Here is a 25,842-nt window from a genome sequence, read left to right as displayed (position 1 = left end):
CTCAGTCATGCCGGGACCGGTGGCCTGACAGCCCCAACCTGGGGCCACAAAAGAAGGTAACAGGGGACGGGGGGATGTTCCGATGATCTCGGAGCTCGCTGGTCTGGCCCTGGTCGCGGCTGGCCTGCTGGTGATCAGGGGTTGGGAGTCGGATCGGTGTCGGCGGTGGCGCGCGTATTGGCGCTGCCACCGGACGAGCGAGCGGCTTCGCCGGGCGGGAAGTGGAGCCGGCGATGGTGGCCGGCGTGTGCCGGGTCCGCGGCCCCGTCGGCGGGGGACGGCTTCCTGGTTGTCGTGCCACCCCGGGAGCGCGGGCGGTGCATTGCTCCGGCGAGAGCATCGGCGGGAACACGCCCGCTGGTGCCGGGGGCGGGCGGCGCGGAGGGCGTCAGCGGGTACGCGGGGGTAGCAGGGAGTTGAGGGCGTTCAGGCTCGGCTCGATCGCCTTGCGTGCCGCGAGTGCGGCGCCTTCCGGGTCTCCGGCGGCGATTGCCGCGACCAGCGCGTGATGCGGGTCGGGGCCGCTCTCCGGAACCTGGCGGTCCATTCGCAATCGGTACAACGCATCCCGCAGGCGGTGGCCGAAGTAGCGGTAGCACTCGATCAACAGTGGGTTGTGCGACGCCTCCACCACCCCGAGGTGGAAGCGGGCGTCCTCGTCGGCGAACTCCTGGGCGCCCACCGCCTCGTCCCGGCGTTGCAGCATCTCCCGCAGTCGAGCCAGGTCCTGGTCGGTGCGTCGTTCGGCGGCGAACCGGGCGGCCTGCACGTCGTAGGCCAGCTGGACCTCGAAGGCGTCCCGGGCGGACGCCCGGCCCATCTGGTCGAGCATCGGCATCGGGTCCGCCGTGGTCCGCACGTACGTGCCGTCGCCCTGGCGTGCCTCCAGGACCCCGACGTGCACCAGGGCGCGCAGTGCCTCCCGCACCGGAGCCCGGCTCACCCCGAGCTGCCGGGCCAACTCGACCTCGGCCGGAATCCGGTCGCCCACCTGCCAGACACCCTGCGTCAGCGCGGTTCGCAGCTCGGCGATCACCGCATCAACCGTTGAGACCCGCCCCACGTTCCGCAGCACATGACCTCCCGCCACCGGACGGCACATGGTAGCCATATCCACGTACGATAGGTCAGACATCCTATGTTTGTGCTGGGGGAGCTGTGATGATCGAGCACACGGAGCAGGTGACCCGGCCACCGAGCCCGGCGACGCGAGTGATCGGGATGCTCGTGGCGGTCGTACTGATCGCCTTCACCCTGCGGGCACCGATCACCAGCGTCGGGTCGCTGGTCAGCCAGATCCGGACCGACTTGGGGCTGTCCGCGTCGGCTGCGGGCGTGCTGACCACCCTGCCCGTGCTGTGTCTCGGCGCCTTCGCGGCGCTCGCACCGTCGCTGCGGCGCAGGTTCGGCGAGGAACGGGTGCTGCTCGGCGTCCTGCCAGTGCTGCTCGCGGGGATCCTGCTACGCACCGGATCCGGCATGGTCCCGCTGCTCGCCGGCACGGTCCTGGTGGGTGCGGCCATCGGCGTCGCCAACGTGACGCTTCCCAGCCTGATCAAACGTGACTTCCCGCACCGCGTCCCGGCGGTGACCGCCGTGTACAGCATGAGCCTCACGCTCAGCGGCGCGGCCGCGGCCGGCGCCGTCGTCCCGGTCCAGCACGCACTGGGCTCGGACTGGCGCCTGCCCCTGGCCCTGACCGCGGCCTTCCCCGTGCTCGCCATGGGATTCTGGGTACGGCCCGCGTTACGGGCGGCGCGCCCGGCGGGGGCGACGGGCGGCACGCGGGGGCTGTGGCGCGACCGGCTGGCCTGGCAGGTCACCGGCTTCATGGGTAGCCAGTCGCTGCTGGCCTACGTCGTCTTCAGCTGGTTGCCCACGATGTGCGTCGACCGCGGGATGTCGGAGGCAGCGGCCGGGCTGGTGCTTTCCCTGGCCACCCTGTCGCAGGTCGCCGGCTCGTTCGCGGTACCACTGCTCTGCCGGCGGGCGAACGACCAGCGCGGTCTCACCACCCTGGTCACGGTGGCGACGTTGGTCGCCCTGGCCGGCATCCTCGAGTTGCCGCTGTGGACCACGTGGCTGTGGGCGGTGTTGCTCGGCCTGGCCCAGGGCGCCGCGTTCGGGCTCGCCCTCACCCTGATCGGGCTGCGAGCGCCCGACGCGCACCTGGCCGCCTCCCTGTCGGCCATGGCGCAGACGATGGGGTACCTGATCGCCGCGGTGGGCCCGCTGGCCATCGGTCTGCTGCGCGACCTGTCCGGGGGGTGGGCGGTGCCGATGGCCACCCTGCTCACCGTGGGCGTGATCCAGGTCGTTCTCGGCCGGGGCGCGGGCCGTGACACCCCGCTCGCGGGCCCCGGACCCGGCAACGGGGGACCACGGTGGCCAGAGCCCACGCCCGAGCCGGTATACTGATCCGTGGACCCCGCGCGGCGTCCACCCCGTGAACCTCCCCAGGGCCGGAAGGCAGCAAGGATAAGCGGGCTCTGGCGGGTGCGCGGGGTCCCCTTTGTGTGCCGGCTCGTTCCGGCCACCGGGTCGCGTTCCTGACAGGGGGCGCAAGTAAGGTTCGGGAGCGTGGCTCTCGCCCTGTACCGCAAGTATCGACCAGCAACCTTCGCCGAGCTGGTCGGGCAGGAGCACGTCACCGAACCGCTGCGCACGGCGCTGTCGACCCGCCGCATCAACCACGCCTACCTGTTCTCCGGCCCGCGCGGCTGCGGTAAGACCTCCAGCGCCCGCATCCTGGCCCGCTCCCTGAACTGCGAGCAGGGCCCCACGCCGGACCCCTGCGGCCAGTGCGCCTCCTGTGTCGCGCTCGCCCCCGAAGGACCGGGCAACGTGGACGTCGTCGAGCTGGACGCCGCCAGCCACGGCGGCGTCGACGACGCCCGCGAACTCCGCGACCGCGCCTTCTACGCGCCCGCCGAGTCCCGCTACCGGGTCTTCATCATCGACGAGGCGCACATGGTCACCCCGCAGGGCTTCAACGCCCTGCTCAAGATCGTCGAGGAGCCACCCGAGCACCTCATCTTCGTCTTTGCCACCACCGAGCCGGACAAGGTGCTGACCACCATCCGGTCGCGGACCCACCACTACCCGTTCCGCCTGATGCCGCCGGGCGTCATGCGCGAGCTGGTGGAGCGGATCTGCGCCGAGGAGGGCGTCACGGTCGAACCGGCGGTGTTCCCCCTGGTCATCCGGGCCGGTGGCGGCTCGGGCCGGGACACCCTGTCCGTGCTGGACCAGCTGCTCGCCGGCGCGGGCCCCGAAGGCGTCACCTACCAGCGCGCAATGGCCCTCCTCGGGGTCACCGACGTCGCGCTGATCGACGACATGGTCGACGCGCTGGCGGCGCACGACGGCGCCGCCGTCTTCGGCGCGGTCAACAACCTGGTGGAAGCCGGACACGACCCGCGCCGCTTCGCCTCCGACCTGCTCGACCGGATGCGCGACCTGGTCCTGCTCCGGGCCGTGCCGGACGCCGCCGACCGTGGGCTGATCGACGTGCCCGGCGACCAGCTCGAGCGGATGTCCGCGCAGGCGCGGAACATCGGCCCGGCCACGCTCACCCGGTACGCCGAGATCCTGCACACCGGGCTCACCGAGATGCGCGGCGCCACCGCACCCCGCCTCCTGCTGGAGCTGATGTGCGCCCGGATGCTGCTGCCCGGCGCCACCGACGACGAAAGCTCGCTGCACCAGCGGGTCGAGGCACTGGAGCGGCGCGGACCGGCCGGTCCGGCGGTTGCCGCGGGCGGCGGCTCCACCGAGGCAACCGCCGATGGGCCCCGCCGCTTCGAACGGACGTCCCAACGCCCCGGCGAATCCCCAGCACCGGCGGCCCCAACCCGAACCCCGGCGCAGGCGCCGCACCAAGAGCCGGCCAGTGCCACCCCGCCACCTCCCGCGGAGCCGAAGCGTGCCGAGCCGCCGGCACCCTCGCGGCCACAGCCGCCCGAGCCACCCCGGGAGCCCACCCCACCGACGCCCGCCGCGGCGGGGGCCCCGGCCGCCGGTGGGCCGGACGCCGCCACGATCCGCCGTGACTGGCCCCGCGTGCTCGACGAGGTCGGCAAGGTCAACAAGATCACCAGGGCGCTGCTCGCCCACGCCTCGGTGCAAGGGGTCGACGGCAACACCGTCGTGGTCGCCATGCCGACCGCACAGCTGGCCCGGCAGCTCGAACAGGGGCAGCGCCTGGAAGTCCTGCGCGGGGCGCTCTGCCAGGCTCTCGGCGGCGACTGGAACGTCCAGTGCGTCCACGGCGACGGCCCGGGCACGCCCCCCGCGGCCGGCAACGGCGGCGGCAGGCCCACCGCGCCGGCACGGCAGGCCCCCCAACGGTCCGCCCAGCCCGCCCGGCAGGCACCGGAACGGCGTGAGCCACCGCGCCGCACCACACCGTCGGGTCCTCCCGTGGACGACGTGCCCCCACCACCGGAGCCGCCCGAGGACATCCCCCCGCCTCCCGACCTCGGCCCGGAGCCCGAGCCCGCGGGCGCTGCCGAGCCGATGGACGACGCCGCGATGCGCGCCGAAGCCGACCGCCTCGCCGACGAGTCCACGGCCACCGGACCCGCGGCGCCACGGCACGACCCGGAGGAGGCGGCGATCAGCCTGCTCCGCGAGCACCTCGGCGCCCACAAGATCGAGTGACCTGACCGCGTTCGGGTGAACACGCACGTCCTGTCGGCCACACGGGTGTAGCCAGGTCGGTATGTGCGCTCCTCATCGCGTGAGCCAGGTGGTCCTCGCGTTCGGTGTGTTCGGCGCCGTCCTGAGCGGGTGCGGCAACGGCGGCGGCCCGCAGGACACCGTGCCGCCAGCGCCAACGGCCACGACACCGCCGGTGACCACCGCCCCGTCGCCCCCACCCATGCCGCTTCCCGAGATCGACCGGAACCTCGCGCACCGCATCGCACAGGACGCCGTGGCCGGTGGGCAGATCACCCGCGTCGAGCTGGAGACCGAGAACGGCCGCCTGCTCTGGGACATCGACGCCACGGACGCAGAGGGTCGACGCCGCGACCTCGACATCGACGCCCACACCGGGCAGGTCATCAGGAACCAGGTCGAGGACTGAGAGGTTGCCGAGGATCAAGCGGACGCCGATGCCGAGGGCCGAGAGGAGGACAACAACCAGGGTTGAGCGGATGACGATGTCGACGATTGCGAGGAGGAAGGACGATCGGGAGGGAGGACAGGGTCAAGAGGATGCGGAAGACCGGGTAGACGCTGAGAAGATCCCCACGTAGCGCGGTGTAGCGGACAACGCAGATATGTCGGCGCTGCAAGCGAAACCCGCTGACGTGATCAAGTGATCACAACCAGTCCGGCCTCGGCGGATCGGCCAAGCCCGCAATGCCTTGCCCGGCGAGGATTCGCCGCTCGGGGTCAGTGGGCGAGATGCCTGGCAAGGAAGTCGAGCGCACGCGGATAGGCGTCCAGCCTGTTGACCCGCTTCGCCAGGCCGTGGCCCTCATCCTGGTAGACGAGCAGCTCGCACTCGATGCCCTTGTCCTGCACCGCGGCCACAACCTGCTCCGCCTCCGACAACGGCACTCGCGGGTCGTTGGCGCCATGAATGACGAACAACGGTGCACGGATCGCATCGACGTGCGTGATCGGCGACGCCGACAGCAGGAAATCCCGGTCCCGCTCCAGCGATCCGTACTCGCGCTCCCGATGCGCGCGCCGGTACGGGGCCGTGTTCTCCAGGAACGTGACGAGCGAAGAGATTCCCACGATGTCCACGCCGGCAGCCCAGCGCTCGGGCTGGAAAGCAAGTCCGGAGAGGACCAGGTAACCGCCGTAGGAGCCGCCCCACAGCGCGACCCGCGACGGATCGACGCCCAGCGTGGGTAGCCAGTCGTGCAGGGCCGCCAGGTCCGCCACCGCCGCCAGCCGCCTCCGGCCATCATCGGCGGAGTACCAGTGCTTGCCGTAACCGACCGAGCCGCGGATGTTCGGCACGACAACGGTGTGCCCACGTGCCGCCAGAGCCTGCACGATCGGGTTGAACGTGCGCACCGACTGCCCCTCCGGCCCACCGTGCAGGACCAGAACCGCGGACCCTCCCACCGGCGTGTCCGCTTCGGCCGGGGCGTAGACGGCGCAGGGGATGTGCTCGCCATCCGGCGTGGGCACCCGGTACGCGGTCGGCTCGACCAGGGGCTCATCCCCGAGCTGCGCGGGCGAGTTGGTCAGCCGACGGACCTCGCCACCCTCGGCGTGAACCAGCAGAACATCACCGGGCACTGTGGGGGAGGAGAACGTCAGCGCGACGAGCTGGGAGTCGGCCGACCACGCCGGCTCGGCGAGCGGCCAGCTCACCCATCCCCCAGCCGGCACCGCAAGGTCGTGCAGCTTCGCCCCGGTCTCGGCGTCGTGCAGGGCCAGCCGGCCCACACCGTCGTCGTTGGTCTCCACCAACAGCAGCTGGCCGTCCGGGGACAGCCAGCCGGTCAGCTCGTGCTCGTCGGAGGTGACCAGCCAGGACCACCGGCCGCCCGCCCGCTCGTAGCGGGCGACGCCGAGCAGGTCGCGTTCCCGGTCCGTGGTCACCACGAAACCGCGGTCGCCGGGCAACCAGAAGAGGTGGTCGTGTCGGGCGTGCTCCTGCGCCCCGGTGAGTGACACAACGTGGTCGTCCTCGGTCTCGGGCATGGTGTCCACCAGCCGCAGCTGCATCGACAGCGCTGGCTCGCCCGGCACCGAGACCAGCACGTAGCGGCTGTCCGGCGCGACCGCGACCTCTCTGACGAATCCCCCGTGGTCGTAAACCGTCTCTTCTTCCCCGCTGAAGAGGTTGCGGATCACCACGTCGAAGTCGACCCCGTTGCGGCGGTTGGTCGCGAAGACGACCCGCCCGGGCAGGACGTCGAGCAGCCGGTGCACGTACCGCGGATCCCGAACCAGCGGCTCCAGGTCGTCCAGCCCGGCCGGACGGTCGGGGAGCGGATCGAGGCTGAGCAGCGAGAGCTGGGCGCGCTCGTCCCCGCCCGCGTCATGCTGGACCACCACGGTGCGTTCCCCCGGCAGGTACCGGCCGGAGCACGCACCCGGCAGCGCGGTGAGCGGGGTACTCGGGCCGTCCGGGTCGAGCTCGACCAGCTGGACCGAGCCGGACTCGTCCGAGCCGGCGAGCACCCGGCCGCTCTCGTCGACGTCGAACGCGCGCCAGCTCGCCAGCCGAAGCAGCTGGTCGACACCCCGCCCCATGACCACACCCTGGCACACCCGTCCGGGCCGAGCCGGCGCCGGTCACCCATCCGACTACCCTGGACGGGGCGCCCGGAAAATGGCAGGTAGCCCGGGTGTGTCGTCGAGGAGAGGAGCCGCGGTGCAACCCGGTGGCCAGCCGAACATGCAGCAGATCGTGCAGCAGGCGCAGAAGATGCAGCAGCAGCTGATGGCCGCCCAGCAGGAGCTGGCGTCGGCCGAGGTGACCGGCACCGCCGGCGGTGGCCTGGTGCAGGCCGTGGTCACCGGTACCGGCGAGCTGAAGACGTTGACCATCGACCCGAAGGCGGTCGACCCCGAGGACACCGAGACCCTGGCCGACCTGGTGGTGGCCGCGGTCCGGGACGCCAACCACAACGCCCAGCAGCTGGCCGCGGAGAAGATGGGCCCGCTGGCCGGCGGCCTGGGCGGTGGGATGGACCTCGGCGGCATGCTGCCGGGCATGTGACTTCGGACGGGCGGGGTGTACGAAGGACCTGTCCAGGACCTGATCGACGAGCTGGGACGGCTTCCCGGCATCGGTCCGAAGAGCGCGCAGCGGATCGCCTTCCACCTGCTGGCGGCGGAAGCCGCTGATGTCACGCGGCTGCAGGAGGTGCTGCAGCGCGTCAAGGAAGGCGTGCGCTTCTGCGAGGTGTGCGGCAACGTCTCGGCGGAGGAGCGTTGCCGCATCTGCCAGGACGCGCGGCGCGACCCCACCGTGGTGTGCGTGGTCGAGGAACCGAAGGACGTGCTCGCGGTCGAGCGCACCCGGGAGTTCAGGGGCCGCTACCACGTCCTCGGCGGTGCCCTGGACCCGCTGTCCGGGGTCGGACCGGACCAGCTGCGGATCCGGGAGCTGCTGGCGCGCATCGGCGCCGAGGACGTCAAGGAGGTCATCCTCGCCACCGACCCGAACACCGAGGGCGAGGCGACCGCCACCTACCTGGCGCGGATGCTGCGCGACTTCCCCGGCCTCACCGTCACCCGGCTCGCCTCGGGCCTGCCCATGGGCGGCGACCTGGAGTTCGCCGACGAGCTGACGCTGGGCCGCGCGCTCTCCGGCCGCCGCTCGCTGTAGCCCGCGCCGGGGACGATCGACGCGATGCCGCACCTTGACGTCCGGTGGCGAGCGTGCGGCTCCGAGATCGCCGACGCCGTACTGGCGGCCCCGCCCCGCCTCGGGGCGGTCCGTCTGGTCGCGGTCGACGGGCCCTCCGGTTCGGGCAAGACCTGTTTCGCCCGGGCGCTGGCGGCCGAGCTCGCCGACCGGGGGGTCCGCGTCGCGGTCGTCCCCACCGACCACTTCGCCACCTGGGACCAGCCGGTCGAGTGGTGGCCCGACCTGGTGAAGTGGGTGCTTGCCCCGTTGTCCCGGAGCGAGCGGGCGCGCTATCAACGCATCGAATGGCGGGACAGCCTTCCCCAACTCGGCGCCATGGTCGATGTCGACGTCCCCGATGTGCTCGTACTCGAGGGCGTCTCGTCGGCCCGCGCCGCGATCGCGCCGTTTCTGTCACACGCAGTGTGGGTCGAGCACCCGGATACGGCCGAACGGCTGGCGCGTGCGGTACGCCGGGACGGCGAGGTGTGCCGCGCGCCGCTGCTCCACTGGCAGCGGTTCGAACAGGGATGGTTCGCCGTGGACCAGACCCGGGAGCGTGCCGATTCCGTGCTGTCCGACTGCGAGGAGTAGCGATCTCATCACTAGAACAGGTGATGACGTAGCAGGATCGTGACCTCGAAAAGGCTCCGCAGGATCCCCTGATCCGATTAGTGTCGGCCACCACAGTGAGACGTGAGACGCCCGACACACAGAGGTGCCCGATGGTCAACTCCCGAACGGCCCGGACCGGGCTGCGGAGGTTCGCGGCGGTCGGCCTGACCACGGCCGTCGCGGTGAGCATGGCTGCCTGTGCCGAGTCCCAGCGGGGCGAGCAGGGCGGGAAGGTGGGCGGCACGCTCACCTTCGCCGCGGCCGGCCACCCCAAGCTCTTCGACCCCTTCTACGCCAGCGACGGGGAGACCTTCCGCGTGGCCCGGCAGATCTTCGAGGGGCTGACCGGGTTCAAGCCCGGTACCGCCAAGGTCGAGCCGGCGCTGGCGGAGCGCTGGGACCACAGCAACGACGGCAAGACGTGGACGTTCCACCTGAAGAATGGCGTGAAGTTCCACGACGGCACCGACTTCGACGCCGACGCGGTGTGCAAGAACTTCGAGCGTTGGTACAACCAGACCGGCGCCGGCACGAACGCCGCCGTCTCGCAGTACTGGGTGGACAACTTCGGGGGGTTCGCCGACGGCGCCAAGCCCTCGCTCTACAAGTCCTGCACCGTCAAGGACACCCACACCGCGGTCGTCGAGCTGACGGCCTCCACCTCGAAGTTCCCCGACCTGCTCGGGATGGCCCCGTTCTCCATGCAGAGCCCGACCGCGATGGAGACCTACGACGCCAACAACGTCCAGGTCCGGGGCGACAGCTTCGAGTACCCAGCCTACGGCCACGAGCACCCGACGGGTACCGGACCGTTCAAGTTCTCCCGCTACGACAAGGCGAACAACATCATCGAGTTGGTCCGCTTCGACGACTACCACGGTGAGAAGACCAAGCTGGACAAGCTCGTCTTCAAGGTGATCCCGGACGAGACAGCCCGCAAGCAGGAGCTGCAGTCCGGCGCCATCGACGGCTACGACCTGCCCAACCCATCCGACTGGGCCGCCCTCGAGCAGGCCGGGTTCCAGGTGATCAAGCGTGAGCCGTTCAACATCTTCTACCTCGGCATCACGCAGAAGAACAACGAGAAGCTGCGCGACCTGAAGGTGCGCAAGGCGCTGTACCACGCGCTCAACCGGGAGCAGCTGGTCAAGTCGCAGCTTCCCGCCGGCGCCAAGGTCGCGACCCAGTTCATCCCGGAGAGCGTCAGCGGCTACGAACCCAACGTCGAGAAGTACGACTACGACCCGAACAAGGCCAAACAGCTGCTGGCGGAGGCCGGTGCGTCCGACCTGACGGTCAACTTCTTCTGGCCCAGTGAGGTCACCCGGCCCTACATGCCCAACCCCAGGGACATCTTCGGCGCGCTCAGGACCGACCTGGAGGCGGTCGGGGTGAAGGTGAACGCGGTGACGAAGCCGTGGAACGGCGGCTACCTGGAGGATATCGACCAGGGCCAGGCGGACCTGTTCCTGCTCGGCTGGACCGGGGACATGGACACCCCGGACAACTTCATCGGCACCTTCTTCGCCGACCCGTCCAATCGCTTCTACACGACGGTCGCGCCGTGGGGCGAGGAGCTGTCCGCCGAGTTGCGCCGCGCCGACTCCGAACCGGACGAGAACAAGCGCGAGCAGATGTACAAGGAGCTCAACAAGAAGATCATGTCCGACTACCTACCGGGCCTGCCCATCTCGCACTCCGCACCCGCGCTCGTGGTGACCAAGGACGTCAGGGGACTGGTGCCCAGCCCGCTGACGTCCGAGGAGTTCGGCCCGGTCAGCAAGGGCTGACGGGCAGAGGCAGGCGCGAGGGGGAGGCGTGCTCCGCTATACCGTCCGGCGGCTGCTGCAGCTGCTCGGCGTCGTGCTGGTGCTGTCCATGCTGCTGTTCGGCTGGCTGCGTCTCCTCCCGGGAGGGCCCGTCTCGGCCCTCCTGGGGGAGCGTGCCACCGAGGAGAGCAGACGCCAGCTCACCGCCCAGCTCGGCCTGGACCAGCCGATCTTCGTGCAGTACGGCAAGTTCCTGGGCCGCGCGCTCAGCGGTGACTTCGGCTCCTCCACCGGTGTGCAGCCCGGTGACGCGGCCCTCGAGGTCTTCCTGCAACGATTCCCGGCCACCCTCGAGCTGAGCTTCTTCGCGATCGTGCTCGCGGTGCTCTTCGGTATCCCGCTCGGCTATCTGGCCGCGCGACGGCGCGGGACCTGGCTGGACAACCTCGGCGTGGTCGGCTCGCTGGTCGGCGTGGCCGTGCCGGTGTTCTTCCTCGCCTTCCTGCTGAAGTACGTGTTCGCCGTGGAGCTGGGGTGGCTTCCGGCATCCGGCCGGCAAACCGGCGGCATCGACGCCACCCGGGTCACCGGTTTCTTCGTGCTGGACGGGCTGCTGACCCGGGAGTGGGACGCGGCCTGGGATGCCTTGCAACACCTCGTCCTGCCGGCGATGGCCTTGGCGACGATCCCGTTCGCGGTCGTCTTCCGGATCACCCGGGCCGCCGTTCTCGACGTACTCGACGAGGACTACGTGCGCACCGCCGAATCCAAGGGCCTCACCACGCCCGTCATCCGGCGACGGCACGTGTTGCGCAACGCGATGCTGCCGGTGGTGACGACCATCGGCCTGCAGACCGGCGCGTTGCTGGCCGGGGCGGTACTCACCGAGAAGGTGTTCGCCTTCCCCGGGCTGGGCGAGGCCCTCGCGATCGGGTTCGAACGTCGCGACTATCCGGTGCTCCAGCTGCTGATCATCGTCGCGGCCATGGTGTACGTGCTGGTCAACCTCGTGGTCGACCTGTCGTACGCGGTCATCGACCCGCGGGTGCGGGTCCGGTGAGGGGGGAGGCGACATGGTGACCACCCGCAAGGAGCGCGTCGACGCCCTGGCTCGCATGTCCACCGACGACCGCGAGGGCGAAGCCGGGGTCAGCCTGGCGGTCTCCGCCTGGCGACGGCTGCGCCGCAACCCGGTGTTCCTGGTCGGCGCGGCCATCATCGGAACCTTCGTCGTGGTCGCGCTGCTCTCCCCCTGGCTCGCCCCGCACGACCCGAGCGAGTGGATGCTGGCGGACCAGGTTTCCAAGGCACGCAACGAGATCCCTCCGCCCCAGCCCGGCCATCCGCTCGGGGGCGATCAGGTGGGCCGCGACCTGCTGTCCCGCCTGCTCGTCGGCTCGCAACAGACCCTGATGGTCGGCGTGTTCGCCACCGTGATCGGGCTCGGTGGCGGGCTGGTGTTGGGCACCCTGGCCGGTGCGATCGGCGGCTGGGTCGACTCGGCCGTCATGCGGCTGGTGGACGTGATGCTGTCCATCCCCAGCCTGCTGGCCGCCGTCTCGATCGGCGCGTTGTTCGCCCGGCCCAGCCAGTTCACCGTCATCCTCGCGGTGGCGATCGTGCAGATACCGATCTTCGCCCGCCTGCTCCGCGGTTCGATGCTGGCCCAACGCAACAGCGACCACGTGCTCGCCGCACGCGCGCTGGGGGTTCGGCCCCGGGCGATCGTGTTCCGGCACATGCTGCCCAACTCGCTCGGGCCGGTGATCGTGCAGGCGACCCTGGTGCTGGCGGTGGCCATCATCGACGCGGCCGCGTTGTCCTTCCTCGGCCTGGGCAATCCGGACGACTCGGTCCCGGAGTGGGGCCAGATGCTGGGCAACGCGCAGACCGTCATCGACAGCCACCCCAACCTCGCGTTCTGGCCCGCCGGCTGCATCATCGCGGTCGCGTTGGGCTTCACCCTCGTCGGCGAGTCGCTGCGCGACGCGTTGGATCCGAAGAACCGGCGGTGATCTGCCTTGGCACTGCTCGAAGTCACCGACCTCACCGTCGTCTTCCAACGGCGGGGCGAGGCGCCGTTCACCGCGGTCGACGGGGTCAGCTTCGCCGTCGAGGAGGGTCAGACGGTCGGCCTGGTCGGCGAGTCCGGCTGCGGCAAGTCCGTGACCTCACTGGCGATCATGGGTCTCCTGCCGCGCCGCGGCGTGCGTGTTTCCGGCTCGGTCCGGTTCGAGGGCGCCGAGCTGCTCACCGAGTCCCCCCGGCAGATGCGGGACCGGCGCGGCCGCGACCTGGGCATGGTGTTCCAGGACCCGCTGTCCTCGCTGAACCCGGTCGTCTCGATCGGGATCCAGGTCACCGAGGTGCTGGAGCGGCACCGCGGCATGTCGCGGTCTAAGGCCATGCGGGTGGCCGCCGAGCTGCTGGACCAGGTGGGCATCCCCGACCCGCGGCGTCGGCTGGACGAGTACCCGCACCAGTTGTCCGGTGGCATGCGGCAGCGGGCGTTGATCGCGATGGCGTTGGCCTGCCAGCCCCGCCTGCTCATCGCTGACGAGCCGACCACGGCGCTGGACGTCACCATCCAGGCCCAGATCCTCGCCCTGCTGTCGCAGCTGGTGCGTGACACCGGGACCGCACTGATCATGATCACGCATGACCTGGGTGTCGTTGCCGGGCTGTGCGACGAGGTCAATGTCCTCTATGCCGGCCGCGTGGTGGAACGCGCCGCCCGCCACGAGCTGTTCGCACGGCCACGACACCCCTACACCCACGGCCTGTTGTCCTCCATCCCGAGGCTCGACGCGCCACGAGGGGAGCGGCTCGTGCCGATCAGGGGCGCGGTGACGGACAACATCCCGTGGACGCAGGGATGCGCATTCGCGCCACGGTGTCCCAACGTGCTGGAGAAGTGTCTGGACGTGACGCCAGAGATGGAGGAGGACGACGGTCGCCTGTTGCGCTGCCACAACCCGGTCCGGCAGGAGGTTCCGGCATGATTACCGCACCGGCTACCAGCACGACCGAGTCTACAGTGGACAGTGAGGTCCTGGTCGAGGTGAACGACCTCAAGGTTCACTTCCCCATCAAGCGCGGCATCATCCTCGACCGCACCATCGGCTACGTCTACGCCGTGGACGGGGTCGACCTGACCATCCGGCGGGGCGAGACCTACGGGCTTGTCGGCGAGTCCGGCTGTGGCAAGTCAACCCTCGGCAGGGCCATGCTGAAACTGGTCCCGCTCAGCGACGGACATGTGGTGTTCGACGGTACCGACCTGTCGACGATGAAGGGCGAGCCGCTGCGCCGCATGCGCCGCCGGATGCAGATGGTTTTCCAGGATCCGCTGTCCTCCCTCGACCCGCGACAGTCGGTCGAGTCGCTGCTTGTCGAGGGGCTGCGTGCGCACGGCCTCGACCGTGGCCGGGAGGCGACGGGTCGCCGGTTGCGTGACCTGCTCTCCGCGGTTGGCCTGCCCTCCTCGGCGCTGCGCAAGTACCCGCACGAGTTCTCCGGCGGGCAGCGACAGCGCATCGGCATCGCCCGCGCGCTGGCCGTCGAGCCGGACCTCGTCGTCGCCGACGAGCCCGTGTCGGCGCTGGACGTTTCCGTGCAGGCACAGGTGATCAACCTCCTGGAGGACCTCCAGGAGGAGTTCGGCCTGACCTACCTGGTGATCGCGCACGACCTGGCCGTGGTCCGGCACATCGCCGACCGCATCGGCGTGATGTACCTGGGAGGACTGGTCGAGGAAGCCGCCTCGGACGACCTCTACGCCGCGCCCCTACACCCCTACACCAGGGCGTTGCTGTCCGCGGTGCCGGTGCCCGACCCGGTCCTGGAGGACCGGCGCGAACGCATCCTGCTCACCGGGGACCTGCCCTCCCCAGCGGCACCACCCCCCGGCTGCCGCTTCCACACCCGCTGCCCCTGGCGGCAGCCAACCCGCTGTGACACCGAACGTCCCGTGCTGCGCGAGGTGCTTCCAGGGCACCGGGCGGCCTGCCACTGGGCGGAGGACATCCGCGCCGGCCGGATCAAGCCGCACGAGGTGCGGCCGGAACTGGTCGAGGAGGAAGGCGTGCCCACTGTCGACGAGAGCCTCGCCGGCCCGACCTCGGTCACCGAGGCACTCGGGCCGTAAGCCGAGCGCCGGCGCCGCGATGCGCGGAGAATGCACTCCCGTGCAGCTATTCACCGAACGAGAGGCAATCGTCGGGGCGTGTCGTCGGCTGGTCCGGGATGGGCTGGTGGTGGGCACCGCGGGCAACGTCAGCGTGCGGGCCGGCGAGCTGGTCGCGGTGACCCCGAGCGGCGTCGACTACGACCGGCTCACCCCCGAGCTGATCGGTGTGCACCGCCTGGACGGCAGCCCGCTCGACGCCCCGCTCGCACCCACCAGCGAACTGCCGATACATCTCGCCATCTATGCCGAACGGGACATCGTCGCCGTCGTTCACACCCACTCGCCCGCCGCCACCGCACTCTCCTGCCTGGTCGACGAAGTACCGGCCGTGCACTACTACCTGGCGTTGTTCGGCGGGCCCGTGCGCGTGGCACGCTATGCCACCTACGGAACTCCACAGCTCGCCGAGTCCATGTTGGACGCTCTGCGGGATCGCACCGCCTGCCTGCTGGCCAACCACGGCGCGGTGACGATCGGCGACTCACTGGCGAAGGCCCTCGAACGGGCCCGCTACCTGGAATGGGTATGTGAGGTGGCGCTGCGGGTGCTCTCCACCGGCCAGCGGCCCCGGCTGCTTTCGACCGAGCAGATGGCGGAGGCCAAGGACAAGCTCGACAACTACGGCTCACAGCCCGCGCGTTGACCCCCAGAGTGGCTGGCACCATCAGCCGACGCTGACCCGATGCCGAGCCGCTCGCCTGACCTCGCGCACCCCCCACCCTCCACCGGGGGACGGCCCCTGGGCCAGCCTATCGATCTTGGCGATCGGGGGAAAACCGCCGTCCACGCACGATGGCGGTTATCCACAGTGCGCGAAAACGTACTTGACACCGCGGCCGAAGCCTGACGACAGCCACGGATCGCCCTCGACCGGCGCGCGGATCAACCCGTGGCCCCGAGCGAGACTCGGGCGAGCGGTCCAGACCTCGTCAGCTCGCGGCCAACCGCACCCGATCGCTCGAATTTCTGCGGGCCCACCAAGCAGGCGGTCAGGTGAGCACGTTCCCACCCGACCGCCCGCTTCACAGTGGTCAGCGGTGGGCGCGGTTCACGGCCGACACCACGGCCCGCAGCGACGCGGTCACCGTCGAGCCGCTGACCCCCACACCCCACAGCACCTTGTCGCCGATCGCGCATTCGACATAGGCCGCCGCCTGCGCGTCGTCGCCGGCGCTCATCGCGTGCTCCGCGTAGTCCAGCACCCGCACGTCGTACCCGACGGTGGCCAGCGCGTCGACGAACGCGGCGATCGGCCCGTTGCCGCTGCCGGTGATGTCGTGGTCCTCGCCCTCGATCCGTACTCGGGCCACGATCTCGTGCCGCCCGTCGCCGTAGTCGGACACCTGGTGCCGCACCAGCGCCAGCGGTGCCTCGCGGTGCAGGTACTCGGTGGCGAAGACGTCCCACATCTCCTTCGGGGTGACCTCGCCGCCCCCGGTGTCGGTCACCTCCTGCACCACCCGGGAGAACTCGATCTGCAGCCGCCGCGGCAGGTCCATGTGGTGCTCGGTCTTCATCACGTAGGCCACCCCGCCCTTGCCGGACTGCGAGTTGACCCGGATGACCGCCTCGTAGCTGCGACCCACGTCCTTGGGGTCGATCGGCAGGTACGGGACCTCCCAGGCGTAGTCGTCGACGTGCTCGCCGGCCTCCTTGGCGGCCGCGTCCAGCGCCTCCAGGCCCTTCTTGATCGCGTCCTGGTGGCTGCCGGAGAACGCGGTGTAGACCAGGTCCCCGCCGTAGGGGTGGCGCTCGTGCACCGGGAGCTGGTTGCAGTACTCCACGGTGCGCCGCACCTCGTCGATGTCGGACAGGTCCAGCTGCGGGTCGATGCCCTGGCTGAACAGGTTCATCGCCAGCGTCACCAGGCACACGTTGCCGGTGCGCTCACCGTTGCCGAACAGACAGCCCTCGATCCGGTCCGCCCCGGCCTGGTAGCCCAGCTCGGCCGCGGCGACCGCCGTGCCCCGGTCGTTGTGCGGGTGCAGGCTCAGCACGACCGCGTCCCGCCGGTCCAGGTTGCGGTGCATCCACTCGATGGAGTCCGCATAGACGTTGGGAGTGGCCATCTCCACCGTGGCCGGCAGGTTCACGATCGCCGGATGCTCCGGCGTCGGCTGCCAGACCTCGGTCACCCCGTTGCACACGTCGGCCGCGAACGACAGCTCGGTGCCGGTGTAGGACTCCGGTGAGTACTCCCATCGGAAGTCGGTCTCCGGGTACCGCTCGGCCAGGTCGAGCACCAGCCGCGCGGCGTCGGTGGCGATCTTCTTGATCCCCTCGCGGTCCTGCCGGAACACCACGCGCCGCTGCAGGATCGAGGTCGAGTTGTAGATGTGCACGATGGCGCGCGACGCGCCCTCCAGCGCGGTGAAGGTGCGCTCGATCAGCTCCGGGCGGCACTGGGTCAGCACCTGGATCGAGACGTCCTCCGGGATCGCCTCGTCATTAATGATCTCCCGCACGAAATCGAAGTCGGTCTGGCTGGCCGCGGGGAACCCGACCTCGATCTCCTTGAAGCCCATCCGGACCAGCAGGTCGAACATCCGCCGCTTGCGGGCCGGCGACATCGGGTCGATCAGTGCCTGGTTGCCGTCCCGCAGGTCCACCGCGCACCACAGCGGGGCCCGGGTGGGCCGGCGGTCCGGCCAGGTCCGGTCCGATACCGAGACCGGCTCGACCACCTCGTGGAATGGTCGGTACCGGTGGTAGGGCATCGAGCTGCCGCGCTGCGTGCTCCAGCCGGGCTGGCCGGCCGGGGCGGGGCGGGAGGGCGTGCGGAGACGACTGGAGGCCGCACTGAAGGCATCGGGGTTGGTGCTCATGATCGACAGGGCTCCTGGTGCCGGAAGGGGAGACCGGCGCTCACGCCGGGACCCGCGACGGGGGGCCGGTCGGATCAGACCCCGTCGCGGCGGCGAAGCAGCAGGAGCGCACGAGCCACGGGCGCGAGGGTAACCGTTCGGCGGCGCACAGGGGAACTGTCTCCCGGATGCCGGGAACTCGCAGGCGACCAGCGGCGATGTCACCCAACCGATGCGCCGGACGTGTCCTGCGCACCCGTAGCCCGGCCGGGGGAGCGCGTGCCAGACTCCGCGCATGGGTGACCACCGGGAACGGGGCGCCGTGACCGCGTCACGGCTGCGGGAGCGCTTTGTGAGCGTGCTCACCACCCTGGTGCGCTGGGTCGGCACGCTCGCGGCGGTGTTGCTGGTCGCGCACGTGGTGTTGACCGTCGGCGGCGCCAACCCCGACAACGGGATCACCCGGTTCGTCGCCGCCTGGGCCGACCCGCTGGCGCTGGGCTTCCGTGACCTGTTCACGCCCACCGACGCCAACCTCGGGGTACTGGTCAACCACGGGCTCGCCGCGTTGTTCTGGCTGGTGGCCAGCGCGCTGGTGAGCAGGCTCATCCGGCGCGGCGCACCCTGACCGGACCGACCCGGCCCGCACCGGCCGGCGATCAGAACGCGGGGACGCCCCAACCCGGGCCGAACACCAACTCCGACAGCGGCTTACGGCTGCGGGGCCGCGCGTCCCGCTCCACCAGCTCCGCGGGGGCGGCGCCAGGCTCGGCCAGCGTGCCCACCGCCACCACGACGAGTGGCTGGAAACCCTCGGGCAGCTCGAACACCTTGCGCGCCGCCTCCTGGTCGAACCCCGCCATCTGGTGCGTGAAGAGCCCTTCGGCCATCGCCTGCACCACCAGGTTCTGGGTGGCCAGCGCCAGGCCGTACTCGGCGTAGGGCAGCGGGTCCCCGGCATGGTCGTGGGTCGCGGCCACGCCGAGAACCAGCGCGCCCGAGGCCGCGGCCCATGCCTGGTTCCCCGGGACCAACGTGTCGTGGATGCACTGGAAGGTGGCGTCGCCGCGCCGGCCGACGAGGAACCGCGCGGGCTGGGTGTTGCCCCACGAGGGCGCCCAACGGGCCGCCTCGAACAACGCCCGCAGCTGGTCCTCGCCCACCTCGGCGGTCGGGTCGAGGGCGCGCGGGCTCCATCGCTGCGCGAGAAGGGGGTGCAGGGGAACGCTCGTCGCCGCGTGGCGGTCGCTCTGGGGGGCTGGATCGGTCACGGCACCCAACCGTACCCACCGGTCAGATGGCGTACCCCCAAGAAGTGACGGAGTACGCGCCGAACCAGGCGCTGGCCACCGCGACCCCGACCAGCACGGTCACCGCCGTTGCCGGGCGCCGCTTCGCCAACCCGATCGCGGCCGGCAACAACAAGGTGAAGGCGGGCACCAGCAACCGTGCCTTTGAGTTCATCAACCCGTTGGAACCCAGGTCCATCACCAGGACGCCGAGCGAGAACACCAGCACCGGCCACGGCAGCCGCAGCCACGCTCCGGACACCAGCAGGATGATCGCGCCGAGCACGATCCCCACCGTCGCGACCTCCAGCACCGAGCGCGCCGAGGCCAACGCGTCCAGGCCGAACCGCCAGGTCGCCGCACCCCCGTCGAATCGCGAGTCCCAACCCCGCTGCTGCAACACGAACCAACCGAACAAGTGCCCCGTGCGCAGCGCGACCCAACCCAGGTAGCCGAGGATGCCCAGCGGCGCCAGCACACCGGCGACCCAGGGCCGCCAACCGTCACGGCGGCGGATCACCGCCACCAACGCCGCCAACCCCACCGCGACCACCAGCGCGCCCGCCGTCGGACGCACGAGCCCGGCCGCGGCACAGCACACGCCCGCAAGGAGCCACCGGCGTTCCAACACCCCGACCAGCGCCCACACGGCCAGCGCGCAGAACAACGCCTCCGAGTACGCCATCGACAGCACGACCGCCATCGGTGAGGCCGCGAAGAACACCACCAGATACAGGCCCACGCGGCGGGAGCCACCAATCCGCTCGCCCAGCCGGACCAGGCCGTAGGCGGCCGTCACACCCGAGACCACACTCACCGCGAACGCGGCTGACACCAGGCCCACCCCGGGCAGCTCCGCGACCCACCGCACAAGCAGCGGATAACCGGGGAAGAACGCCAGCGGCGTCTCCGCCGTGCGCCGCCCGAACGCGTCCACCAGCTCCGGGCGCACGCCGTCGTAGCCGCGGGCGGCGATCTCCAGGTACCACTGGCTGTCCCACGAGGTCAGGGCGTAGCCCACCGACGTGCGGTTCCGGGATGCCATCCACTCCAGCACCAGCAGGCCCAGCTCCCGCACCGCAAGGAAGAGCACGGCCGGCGCCAAGATCCACAACGCCCGCTGCCGCGACCACCAGTCGAGCCGCAGCCAGGCCGGGCGGGAACCCGCCGGCTCACCGGCGGGAGCCTCAACGGGGGTGGTCGAAGCGCTGTCCACCTCGGTCGTAGACACCGTTCCTCCACACCGCCGGCTGGTTGACCCTTCCAGGTTAGTCGCCGTTACCGGAGGTGAGGTTGCACACGATGTCGCGGGTTCCATGACATGTAGGCTGCCCGACCAGTGGGACGACGCCGTCCTGGAGCACGCAGCCGTCCACGCCTGCAGTGTGGACGGGTACGCCCGGCCCGATGGGCCCGATGGGAGGTTTTGATCACGTGGCGCTCGTCGTCCAGAAGTACGGCGGCTCATCGTTGGAGAGCGCGGAACGGATCAAACGAGTAGCGGAACGCATCGTTGACACCCGCAAGGCCGGCAACGACGTGGTCGTCGTGTGCTCCGCCATGGGTGACACCACCGACGAGCTGTCCGATCTCGCGCAGCAGGTCTGCCCGGTTCCTCCGCAACGCGAGCTGGACATGCTGCTGACCGCGGGGGAGCGGATGTCCAACGCGTTGGTCGCGATGGCGATCCACGCCCTCGGCGCGCAGGCCCGCTCGTTCTCCGGCTCCCAGGCCGGCGTGATCACCGACTCCACCCACGGCAAGGCGCGGATCATCGACGTCACCCCCGGCCGCGTCCGGCAGGCCCTGGACGAGGGCTACATCGTGCTGGTCGCCGGCTTCCAGGGGGTCAGCCAGGACACCAAGGACGTGACCACGTTGGGCCGCGGTGGCTCGGACACCACCGCCGTCGCGCTGGCGGCCGCCCTCGACGCCGACGTGTGCGAGATCTACACCGACGTCGACGGCGTCTTCACCGCCGACCCACGAATCGTGCCCGACGCCAAGAAGCTTGACGCCATCACCTACGAGGAGATGCTTGAGATGGCGGGGGCCGGCGCCAAGGTGCTGATGCTCCGCTGCGTGGAGTACGCGCGCCGCTACGGCGTCCCGATCCACGTCCGCTCGTCGTACAGCAAGAAGCCCGGGACCACGGTCGCCGGGTCGATGGAGGCCATCCCCGTGGAACAGGCGATGATCACCGGAGTGGCGCATGACCGCTCCGAGGCCAAGATCACCGTGATCAACGTGCCGGACCACCCCGGTGAGGCCGCGCAGGTCTTCCGGGCCGTTGCCGACGCCGAGATCGACATCGACATGGTCGTGCAGAACGTCTCGCATCTCTCGACCGGTCGCACCGACATCACCTTCACGCTGCCCCGCAGCGACGGGCCGCGCGCCGTCGCCGTGCTGGAGAAGCAGCGCCAGAAGATCGGCTTCGAGCAGGTCGTCTACGACGAGCACGTGGGCAAGGTGTCGTTGATCGGGGCCGGCATGCGCTCCCACCCCGGCGTGACCGCCACCTTCTGCGAGGCGCTGGCCGACGCCGGGGTCAACATCGAGATCATCTCCACCTCGGAGATCCGGATCTCGGTCATCTGCCGGGACACCCAGCTCGACGACGCCGTGCGCGCCCTGCACGAGGCGTTCGACCTCGGCGGCGAGGAGCAGGCCGTCGTCTACGCCGGAACGGGGCGGTGAGGACACGATGACCCGCAAGCCAGTGCTGGCGCTGGTCGGCGCCACCGGCGCCGTCGGCACCGTGATGATCGACATCCTCAACGGCCGCGGCGAATGGCCGTGGGGCGAGGTGCGGTTGATCGCCTCCCCCCGCTCGGCCGGCAAGAAGATCGCCGTGCGGGGCCAGGAGGTCACCGTCCGGGCGCTCGCCCCGGAGGTCTTCGACGGCGTCGACGTCGCCATGTTCGACGTGCCCGACGAGGTGTCCGCGACGTGGGCACCGATCGCCGCCGGGCGCGGCGCCGTCGCGGTGGACAACTCCGGCGCCTTCCGCATGGACCCGGACGTGCCGTTGGTCGTGCCCGAGGTCAACACCGACCAGATCGCGCACCGCCCGCGCGGCATCATCGCCAACCCCAACTGCACGACGCTGTCGATGATGGCCGCCCTCGGCGCGCTGCATCGCGAGCTGCAGCTGACCGAGCTGGTCGTCGCCTCCTACCAGGCGGCCTCCGGCGCCGGCCAGCCCGGCGTCGACCGGCTCCACGCCGAGCTGGCCGCGGTCGGCGGCAAGCAGGTCGGGGAGCGGGCCGGCGACGTGCGCGAGGCGCTCGCCGCAGCCGGCCTGAGGCAGGACACCTCGCCGTTCCCGGCACCGCTCGCCCTCAACGTGGTGCCGTGGGCCGGCTCCCTCAAGGAGGACGGCTGGGCCAGCGAGGAGCTGAAGGTCCGCAACGAGTCGCGCAAGATCCTGGGCATCCCGGACCTGAAGGTCTCGGCGACCTGCGTCCGGGTTCCGGTGGTGACCACCCACTCGCTGGCGGTGCACGCCACGTTCGCGCGGCCGGTCAGCGTGGCGCGGGCCCGGGAGATCTTCCAGGCGCAGCGGACCGTGGTGCTGGTTGACGACCCGGCCGCGGGGCAGTTCCCCACCCCGGCGGACGTCGTCGGTGCCGACCCCACCTACGTGGGCCGGATCCGGCAGGCGCTCGACTTCCCGAACACGCTCGACTTCTTCGTGTGCGGCGACAACCTGCGCAAGGGTGCCGCGCTCAACACCTACGAGATCGCGGAGAAGCTGGCCGGCGAGCTGGCCAACTGAGTGAGGAGCAAGAGCGGAGGGGTCGCCGAGTGGCGGCCCATCCGGCTTTTCATGGCCTGCTCGGGCTTGTTGGCGGCCTATAGGTCAATGGCCCGCCCAGCACCGCTACATCGGTTTGTGTGCCGCTGCCGAACCCGGCCGTTCCCCGGTGGTGGCTTTGCCGGTGTGCGTCGTCGGCTTACCGGGCGGGCGTCCTGTTCGCACGGTTGCTCCGTCCGTGGTGGCCTCGTCTCCTCCGGCTGCTAAGAATCCGTCAGCCCGTCGGTCGGCCCACATCTCGTCAAGCTGCCGCACAGTCGACTGCTGCCCCGCAGCTCTTCTCCACCACCAGGGCTCTTCGCCTACCGCACAAGAACTTTCTGGCCGCGCTACACCACAGTTCGCTAACTGGTGCGGAAATCGTTGACGCGAAGCTCCACCACCGTCGTCTTGGGATCGGCTGAGATGCGCACGATCCGACCCCTCTGGAAGGCCCGGGGGAGGGTTGCGCTGATGGTGGCGACATCGGCGATGGGCACCGTGGGTGACACCCGCAGCACGCCACCCTCCACCGTGGCCGACAGCGCCAGCTCACCCTCGTCCTGCTCTGCTTCGGCCTGCGGGCCCCTCGAGCCTCGGGCGGATCGCAGCTCGCCCAGCGGTGGCAGCTCCACCGCGAGCGACGCCCAGTCCGCCCGACCGGTGCCGACGTGGAAGCGACGCAGCACCAGCGACGCGCGCTGCCCGTCCGGGATCCGGATCACGCTCTCGGCCCGATCCACCACCCCGTCCCGGGAACTCCACAGCAGGGGAAAGCCGCGCACCTTCACCTCAGAGGTCGCCGAGGCCGGCAACACCTGGCGTACCTGGGTGGCGACCTCGCCCCGGAGCTGCGAGGTACGGCTCACCTCCGCGCCTACCGCGGCCACCGCGAGCGTGCCCACGAGCGCGACCGTGACGAACGTCTTCCGCACCAGCTATCACGTCCCGAGGCCCCCACCTACTTCGCCGAGTCGGTTCGTGTCGAGCATGCCGTTTTCGGGTATGACCTTTCCTCGGTCAAAGGGCGTCGCCGGATCGGCCGCATGGCCGGTCTTTCGTGCCCGAACGTGACGAATCGATAGCGTAGGGTCATGACCACAGCGCGGAACGTCATTCTCGGCGTGGACATCGGCACCTCGGCCACCAAGGTCGTGGCCGCCGACCGCAATGGCGGGATCCGCGCGATCGCCGAACACGGCTACCCCCTGCACATTGAAAAGGACCAGGAAGCCGTCCACGACCCCGGCGAGGTGCTGCACGGCGCCCTGGCGGCGCTCCGCTCCTGCGCCCGCACCTGCGCCGAGCAGGGCAGCGACGTGGCCGGTCTCGCGCTCGGCGGCGCCATGCACACCCTGCTCGCCCTCGACTCCGCCCACCGACCCCTCACCCCGTCGCTGAGCTGGGCAGACAGCCGCGCTACCGGGGAAGCCCGGCGGCTGCGCGGGGAGGGGCTGGGCCGGGCCCTGCACCAGGCCACCGGCACCCCGGTGCATCCGATGTCCCCGCTGACCAAGCTCATGTGGTTCGCCGAGCACGAGCCGGGGCTGGCGGCCCGCGCCGCGCACTGGTGCGGGTTGAAGGACCTGGCGTTGTTCCACCTGACCGGCCGGTTCGTCACCGAGTACTCCTCCGCCTCCGGCACCGGCCTGCTAAGCCTCGCCAACCTGGCCTGGCATCCGGCGGCGCTGGAGACGGCCCGCGTCCGCGCCGAGCAGCTTCCCGAACTGGTCGCGCCGACCGAGGTCCTCGCCCTCAGCGAAAGGGGCGCCCAGGCCACCGGGCTGCCGGCCGGACTCCCCGTGATCGCCGGTGGGGCGGACGGCCCACTGGCCAACCTGGGCGTCGGCGCCGTCCTCCCCGGCATGACCGCGCTTTCCCTCGGCTCCAGCGGGGCACTCCGCGTCGCCCGGGACGCGCCCTGCGTGGGCGAGGGCTGCCAGGTCTTCTGCTACGCGCTCGGCGACGGCGTGTGGGTCCTCGGCGGAGCGATCAGCAACGGCGGCCTGGTCGGCGAGTGGGCCGCCGACCTGGTCGGCGAGGACGACGTCGCCGACCTGATGGAGGAGGCGGCCAGCGTGCCACCCGGCGCACACGGGCTACTGGCGCTGCCCTACCTGCTCGGCGAGCGCGCGCCCTGGTGGGACCCGGAGCCGCGCGGTGTGCTCCTCGGGCTGCGGCGCGAGCACAGCCGCGCCGAGATCATCCGCGCCCTGGCGGAGGGAGTCGCCCAGCAGCTCGCCCTGGTCCGCGATGCCGTCGTCGCGGCCGGCGGCGAGGTGCGCGTCGTCCGTGCCACCGGCGGTGCCTTCCGTAGCCCACTGTGGGCCACCCTGCTGGCCGCAGCCCTGGACACCGAGCTGGAGATGGCCGAGGACCGCGGCGGCTCCGGGCTCGGCGCCGCCCTGCTCGGCTGGCGGGCGCTGGGCGCCTTCGACTCCCTGTGTGACGTCGCCGAACTGGTCCGGCCCCGTTACCTGGTGCACCCCGATCCGGAGACGGCGCGTCAGATGGCCGCGGCGCGCCCCATGGTCCGCCGGGTCTATGCGGCACTGCGGGAGCTGTCGGAGGACTGCGCCATGCTTGCCCCCATCGTCGAGTAGGGGAGTGTGGGAATGGGAGTGCCGGCCCGGATCAGCCTGGTCACGTTGGGAATCAGCGACGTCGGGCGTGCGGAGCGCTTCTACCGGGCATTGGGATGGGACGTGCGGGCCGCCGCGGACGACGGCCTCCGCGTCTTCGACACCGCCGGGCCATGGCTGGCGCTGTATCCCGTGGGGTCGCTGGCCGCTGACGCCGACGTCCCTCCGCCCAGTGGTTCGGGTTTTCGCGGCCTCACTCTCGCTGTGAACGTCGCGACGCCGAGCGAGGTCGACGAGGCGCTACGAACGGCTGCGGAGGCTGGTGGAACCGTGGTTCGCGCGGCCGAGCGGGCCGAGTGGGGCGGTTACGTCGGCTATTTTGCCGACCCGGACGGTCATGTCTGGGAAGTCGCCCACAATCCGGCGTGGCCGCTCGACGAGAGCGGCCGCCCGGTGATCCCGTGAT

At 70.8% G+C, this 25,842-nt stretch carries 23 protein-coding genes and 1 other RNA gene; 18 read left to right on the top strand and 6 right to left on the bottom strand.

The genetic code is table 11. The features are described 5' to 3' along the window. Positions 1-388 precede the first annotated feature (388 nt). Positions 389-1,111 (bottom strand): FadR/GntR family transcriptional regulator, encoded by a 723-nt coding sequence (locus IEY55_RS27025; protein ID WP_229686793.1) that lies wholly within the window; start codon positions 1,109-1,111, stop codon positions 389-391. Positions 1,112-1,161: 50 nt separating this feature from the next. Here IEY55_RS27025 and IEY55_RS27020 point away from each other — a divergent pair, with 50 nt between their 5' ends. The 4 genes from IEY55_RS27020 to IEY55_RS27005 all read left to right on the top strand — a co-directional run bounded on the left by IEY55_RS27020 (position 1,162) and on the right by IEY55_RS27005 (position 5,089). Next, positions 1,162-2,418: a CynX/NimT family MFS transporter gene (locus IEY55_RS27020; RefSeq protein ID WP_189061381.1), complete on the top strand. Its 1,257-nt coding sequence runs from the start codon at positions 1,162-1,164 to the stop codon at positions 2,416-2,418. A 2-nt stretch (positions 2,419-2,420) separates the two neighbouring features. Then, positions 2,421-2,515: signal recognition particle sRNA small type (gene ffs / locus IEY55_RS27015), an RNA gene on the top strand. Positions 2,516-2,580: 65 nt separating this feature from the next. Next, entirely contained in the window at positions 2,581-4,662 is a 2,082-nt protein-coding gene (locus IEY55_RS27010) for a DNA polymerase III subunit gamma and tau (RefSeq protein ID WP_189061380.1), read from the top strand. Between the two features lie 79 nt (positions 4,663-4,741). After that, the gene (locus IEY55_RS27005; RefSeq protein ID WP_189061379.1) at positions 4,742-5,089 is read left to right on the top strand and encodes a PepSY domain-containing protein; all 348 of its coding nucleotides are present in this window, start codon (positions 4,742-4,744) and stop codon (positions 5,087-5,089) included. Between the two features lie 311 nt (positions 5,090-5,400). Here IEY55_RS27005 and IEY55_RS27000 read toward each other — a convergent pair whose 3' ends face one another. After that, positions 5,401-7,227, bottom strand: coding sequence for a S9 family peptidase (locus tag IEY55_RS27000; RefSeq protein ID WP_189061378.1), 1,827 nt, complete (start codon positions 7,225-7,227; stop codon positions 5,401-5,403). A gap of 79 nt (positions 7,228-7,306) precedes the next feature. Here IEY55_RS27000 and IEY55_RS26995 point away from each other — a divergent pair, with 79 nt between their 5' ends. From IEY55_RS26995 to IEY55_RS26955, 9 genes are all read left to right on the top strand, one after another. Then, positions 7,307-7,696 carry a YbaB/EbfC family nucleoid-associated protein gene (locus IEY55_RS26995; RefSeq protein WP_189061377.1) on the top strand — a complete coding sequence of 130 codons (390 nt, stop codon included), beginning with the start codon at positions 7,307-7,309 and terminating at the stop codon, positions 7,694-7,696. A gap of 15 nt (positions 7,697-7,711) precedes the next feature. Then, positions 7,712-8,308 (top strand): recombination mediator RecR, encoded by a 597-nt coding sequence (gene recR / locus IEY55_RS26990; RefSeq protein WP_189061376.1) that lies wholly within the window; start codon positions 7,712-7,714, stop codon positions 8,306-8,308. A 24-nt stretch (positions 8,309-8,332) separates the two neighbouring features. After that, complete coding sequence (locus IEY55_RS26985; RefSeq protein WP_229686792.1) at positions 8,333-8,923, top strand: uridine kinase family protein; 591 nt, start codon at positions 8,333-8,335, stop codon at positions 8,921-8,923. 131 nt (positions 8,924-9,054) lie between these two features. Beyond that, positions 9,055-10,734, top strand: a complete 1,680-nt coding sequence (locus IEY55_RS26980) for an ABC transporter substrate-binding protein (protein WP_189061375.1) — start codon at positions 9,055-9,057, stop codon at positions 10,732-10,734. A 28-nt stretch (positions 10,735-10,762) separates the two neighbouring features. Further along, a complete protein-coding gene (locus tag IEY55_RS26975; RefSeq protein ID WP_189061374.1) occupies positions 10,763-11,773 on the top strand; it encodes an ABC transporter permease in 1,011 nt (336 codons plus the stop codon). Positions 11,774-11,786: 13 nt separating this feature from the next. Then, on the top strand, positions 11,787-12,728 hold the full coding sequence (locus IEY55_RS26970) for an ABC transporter permease (RefSeq protein ID WP_189061373.1): 942 nt from the start codon (positions 11,787-11,789) through the stop codon (positions 12,726-12,728). Between the two features lie 6 nt (positions 12,729-12,734). After that, positions 12,735-13,715 (top strand): ABC transporter ATP-binding protein, encoded by a 981-nt coding sequence (locus tag IEY55_RS26965; protein ID WP_189061372.1) that lies wholly within the window; start codon positions 12,735-12,737, stop codon positions 13,713-13,715. Further along, a complete protein-coding gene (locus IEY55_RS26960) occupies positions 13,712-14,860 on the top strand; it encodes an ABC transporter ATP-binding protein (RefSeq protein ID WP_189061371.1) in 1,149 nt (382 codons plus the stop codon). The genes IEY55_RS26965 and IEY55_RS26960 overlap by 4 nt, the downstream gene beginning before the upstream one ends. Before the next feature lie 40 nt (positions 14,861-14,900). Further along, positions 14,901-15,545, top strand: coding sequence for a class II aldolase/adducin family protein (locus tag IEY55_RS26955; RefSeq protein ID WP_229686791.1), 645 nt, complete (start codon positions 14,901-14,903; stop codon positions 15,543-15,545). 388 nt (positions 15,546-15,933) lie between these two features. Here the strand turns inward: IEY55_RS26955 and leuA are convergent, their stop codons facing one another. Next, entirely contained in the window at positions 15,934-17,727 is a 1,794-nt protein-coding gene (leuA, locus tag IEY55_RS26950) for a 2-isopropylmalate synthase (RefSeq protein WP_189061369.1), read from the bottom strand. Between the two features lie 274 nt (positions 17,728-18,001). Between leuA and IEY55_RS26945 the strand changes: the two genes are divergently transcribed. After that, entirely contained in the window at positions 18,002-18,334 is a 333-nt protein-coding gene (locus IEY55_RS26945) for a hypothetical protein (RefSeq protein WP_189061368.1), read from the top strand. A 31-nt stretch (positions 18,335-18,365) separates the two neighbouring features. Here IEY55_RS26945 and IEY55_RS26940 read toward each other — a convergent pair whose 3' ends face one another. Both IEY55_RS26940 and IEY55_RS26935 read right to left on the bottom strand, forming a co-directional pair. Then, positions 18,366-18,977, bottom strand: a complete 612-nt coding sequence (locus IEY55_RS26940; protein ID WP_229686790.1) for a nitroreductase family protein — start codon at positions 18,975-18,977, stop codon at positions 18,366-18,368. Positions 18,978-18,999: 22 nt separating this feature from the next. Beyond that, complete coding sequence (locus tag IEY55_RS26935) at positions 19,000-20,226, bottom strand: mannosyltransferase family protein (RefSeq protein ID WP_229686789.1); 1,227 nt, start codon at positions 20,224-20,226, stop codon at positions 19,000-19,002. Positions 20,227-20,429: 203 nt separating this feature from the next. On the opposite strand from IEY55_RS26935, the gene IEY55_RS26930 reads away from it, so the two are divergent. Then, a complete protein-coding gene (locus tag IEY55_RS26930) occupies positions 20,430-21,695 on the top strand; it encodes an aspartate kinase (protein ID WP_189061365.1) in 1,266 nt (421 codons plus the stop codon). A 7-nt stretch (positions 21,696-21,702) separates the two neighbouring features. After that, the gene (locus IEY55_RS26925; protein WP_189061364.1) at positions 21,703-22,776 is read left to right on the top strand and encodes an aspartate-semialdehyde dehydrogenase; all 1,074 of its coding nucleotides are present in this window, start codon (positions 21,703-21,705) and stop codon (positions 22,774-22,776) included. Positions 22,777-23,159: 383 nt separating this feature from the next. Here the strand turns inward: IEY55_RS26925 and IEY55_RS26920 are convergent, their stop codons facing one another. Next, positions 23,160-23,729 (bottom strand): hypothetical protein, encoded by a 570-nt coding sequence (locus IEY55_RS26920; RefSeq protein ID WP_189061363.1) that lies wholly within the window; start codon positions 23,727-23,729, stop codon positions 23,160-23,162. Between the two features lie 159 nt (positions 23,730-23,888). Between IEY55_RS26920 and IEY55_RS26915 the strand changes: the two genes are divergently transcribed. Continuing rightward, the gene (locus IEY55_RS26915; RefSeq protein ID WP_189061362.1) at positions 23,889-25,397 is read left to right on the top strand and encodes a gluconokinase; all 1,509 of its coding nucleotides are present in this window, start codon (positions 23,889-23,891) and stop codon (positions 25,395-25,397) included. Between the two features lie 12 nt (positions 25,398-25,409). Further along, positions 25,410-25,841, top strand: a complete 432-nt coding sequence (locus IEY55_RS26910) for a VOC family protein (protein WP_189061361.1) — start codon at positions 25,410-25,412, stop codon at positions 25,839-25,841. The last annotated feature ends 1 nt before the right edge of the window (position 25,842 follow it).

The sequence above is a fragment of the Longimycelium tulufanense genome (assembly GCF_014645795.1).
GTDB lineage: Bacteria > Actinomycetota > Actinomycetes > Mycobacteriales > Pseudonocardiaceae > Longimycelium > Longimycelium tulufanense.
The sequence above is the reverse complement of the archived record's forward strand: the minus strand, read 5'-3'. Positions and strand labels throughout refer to the sequence as shown.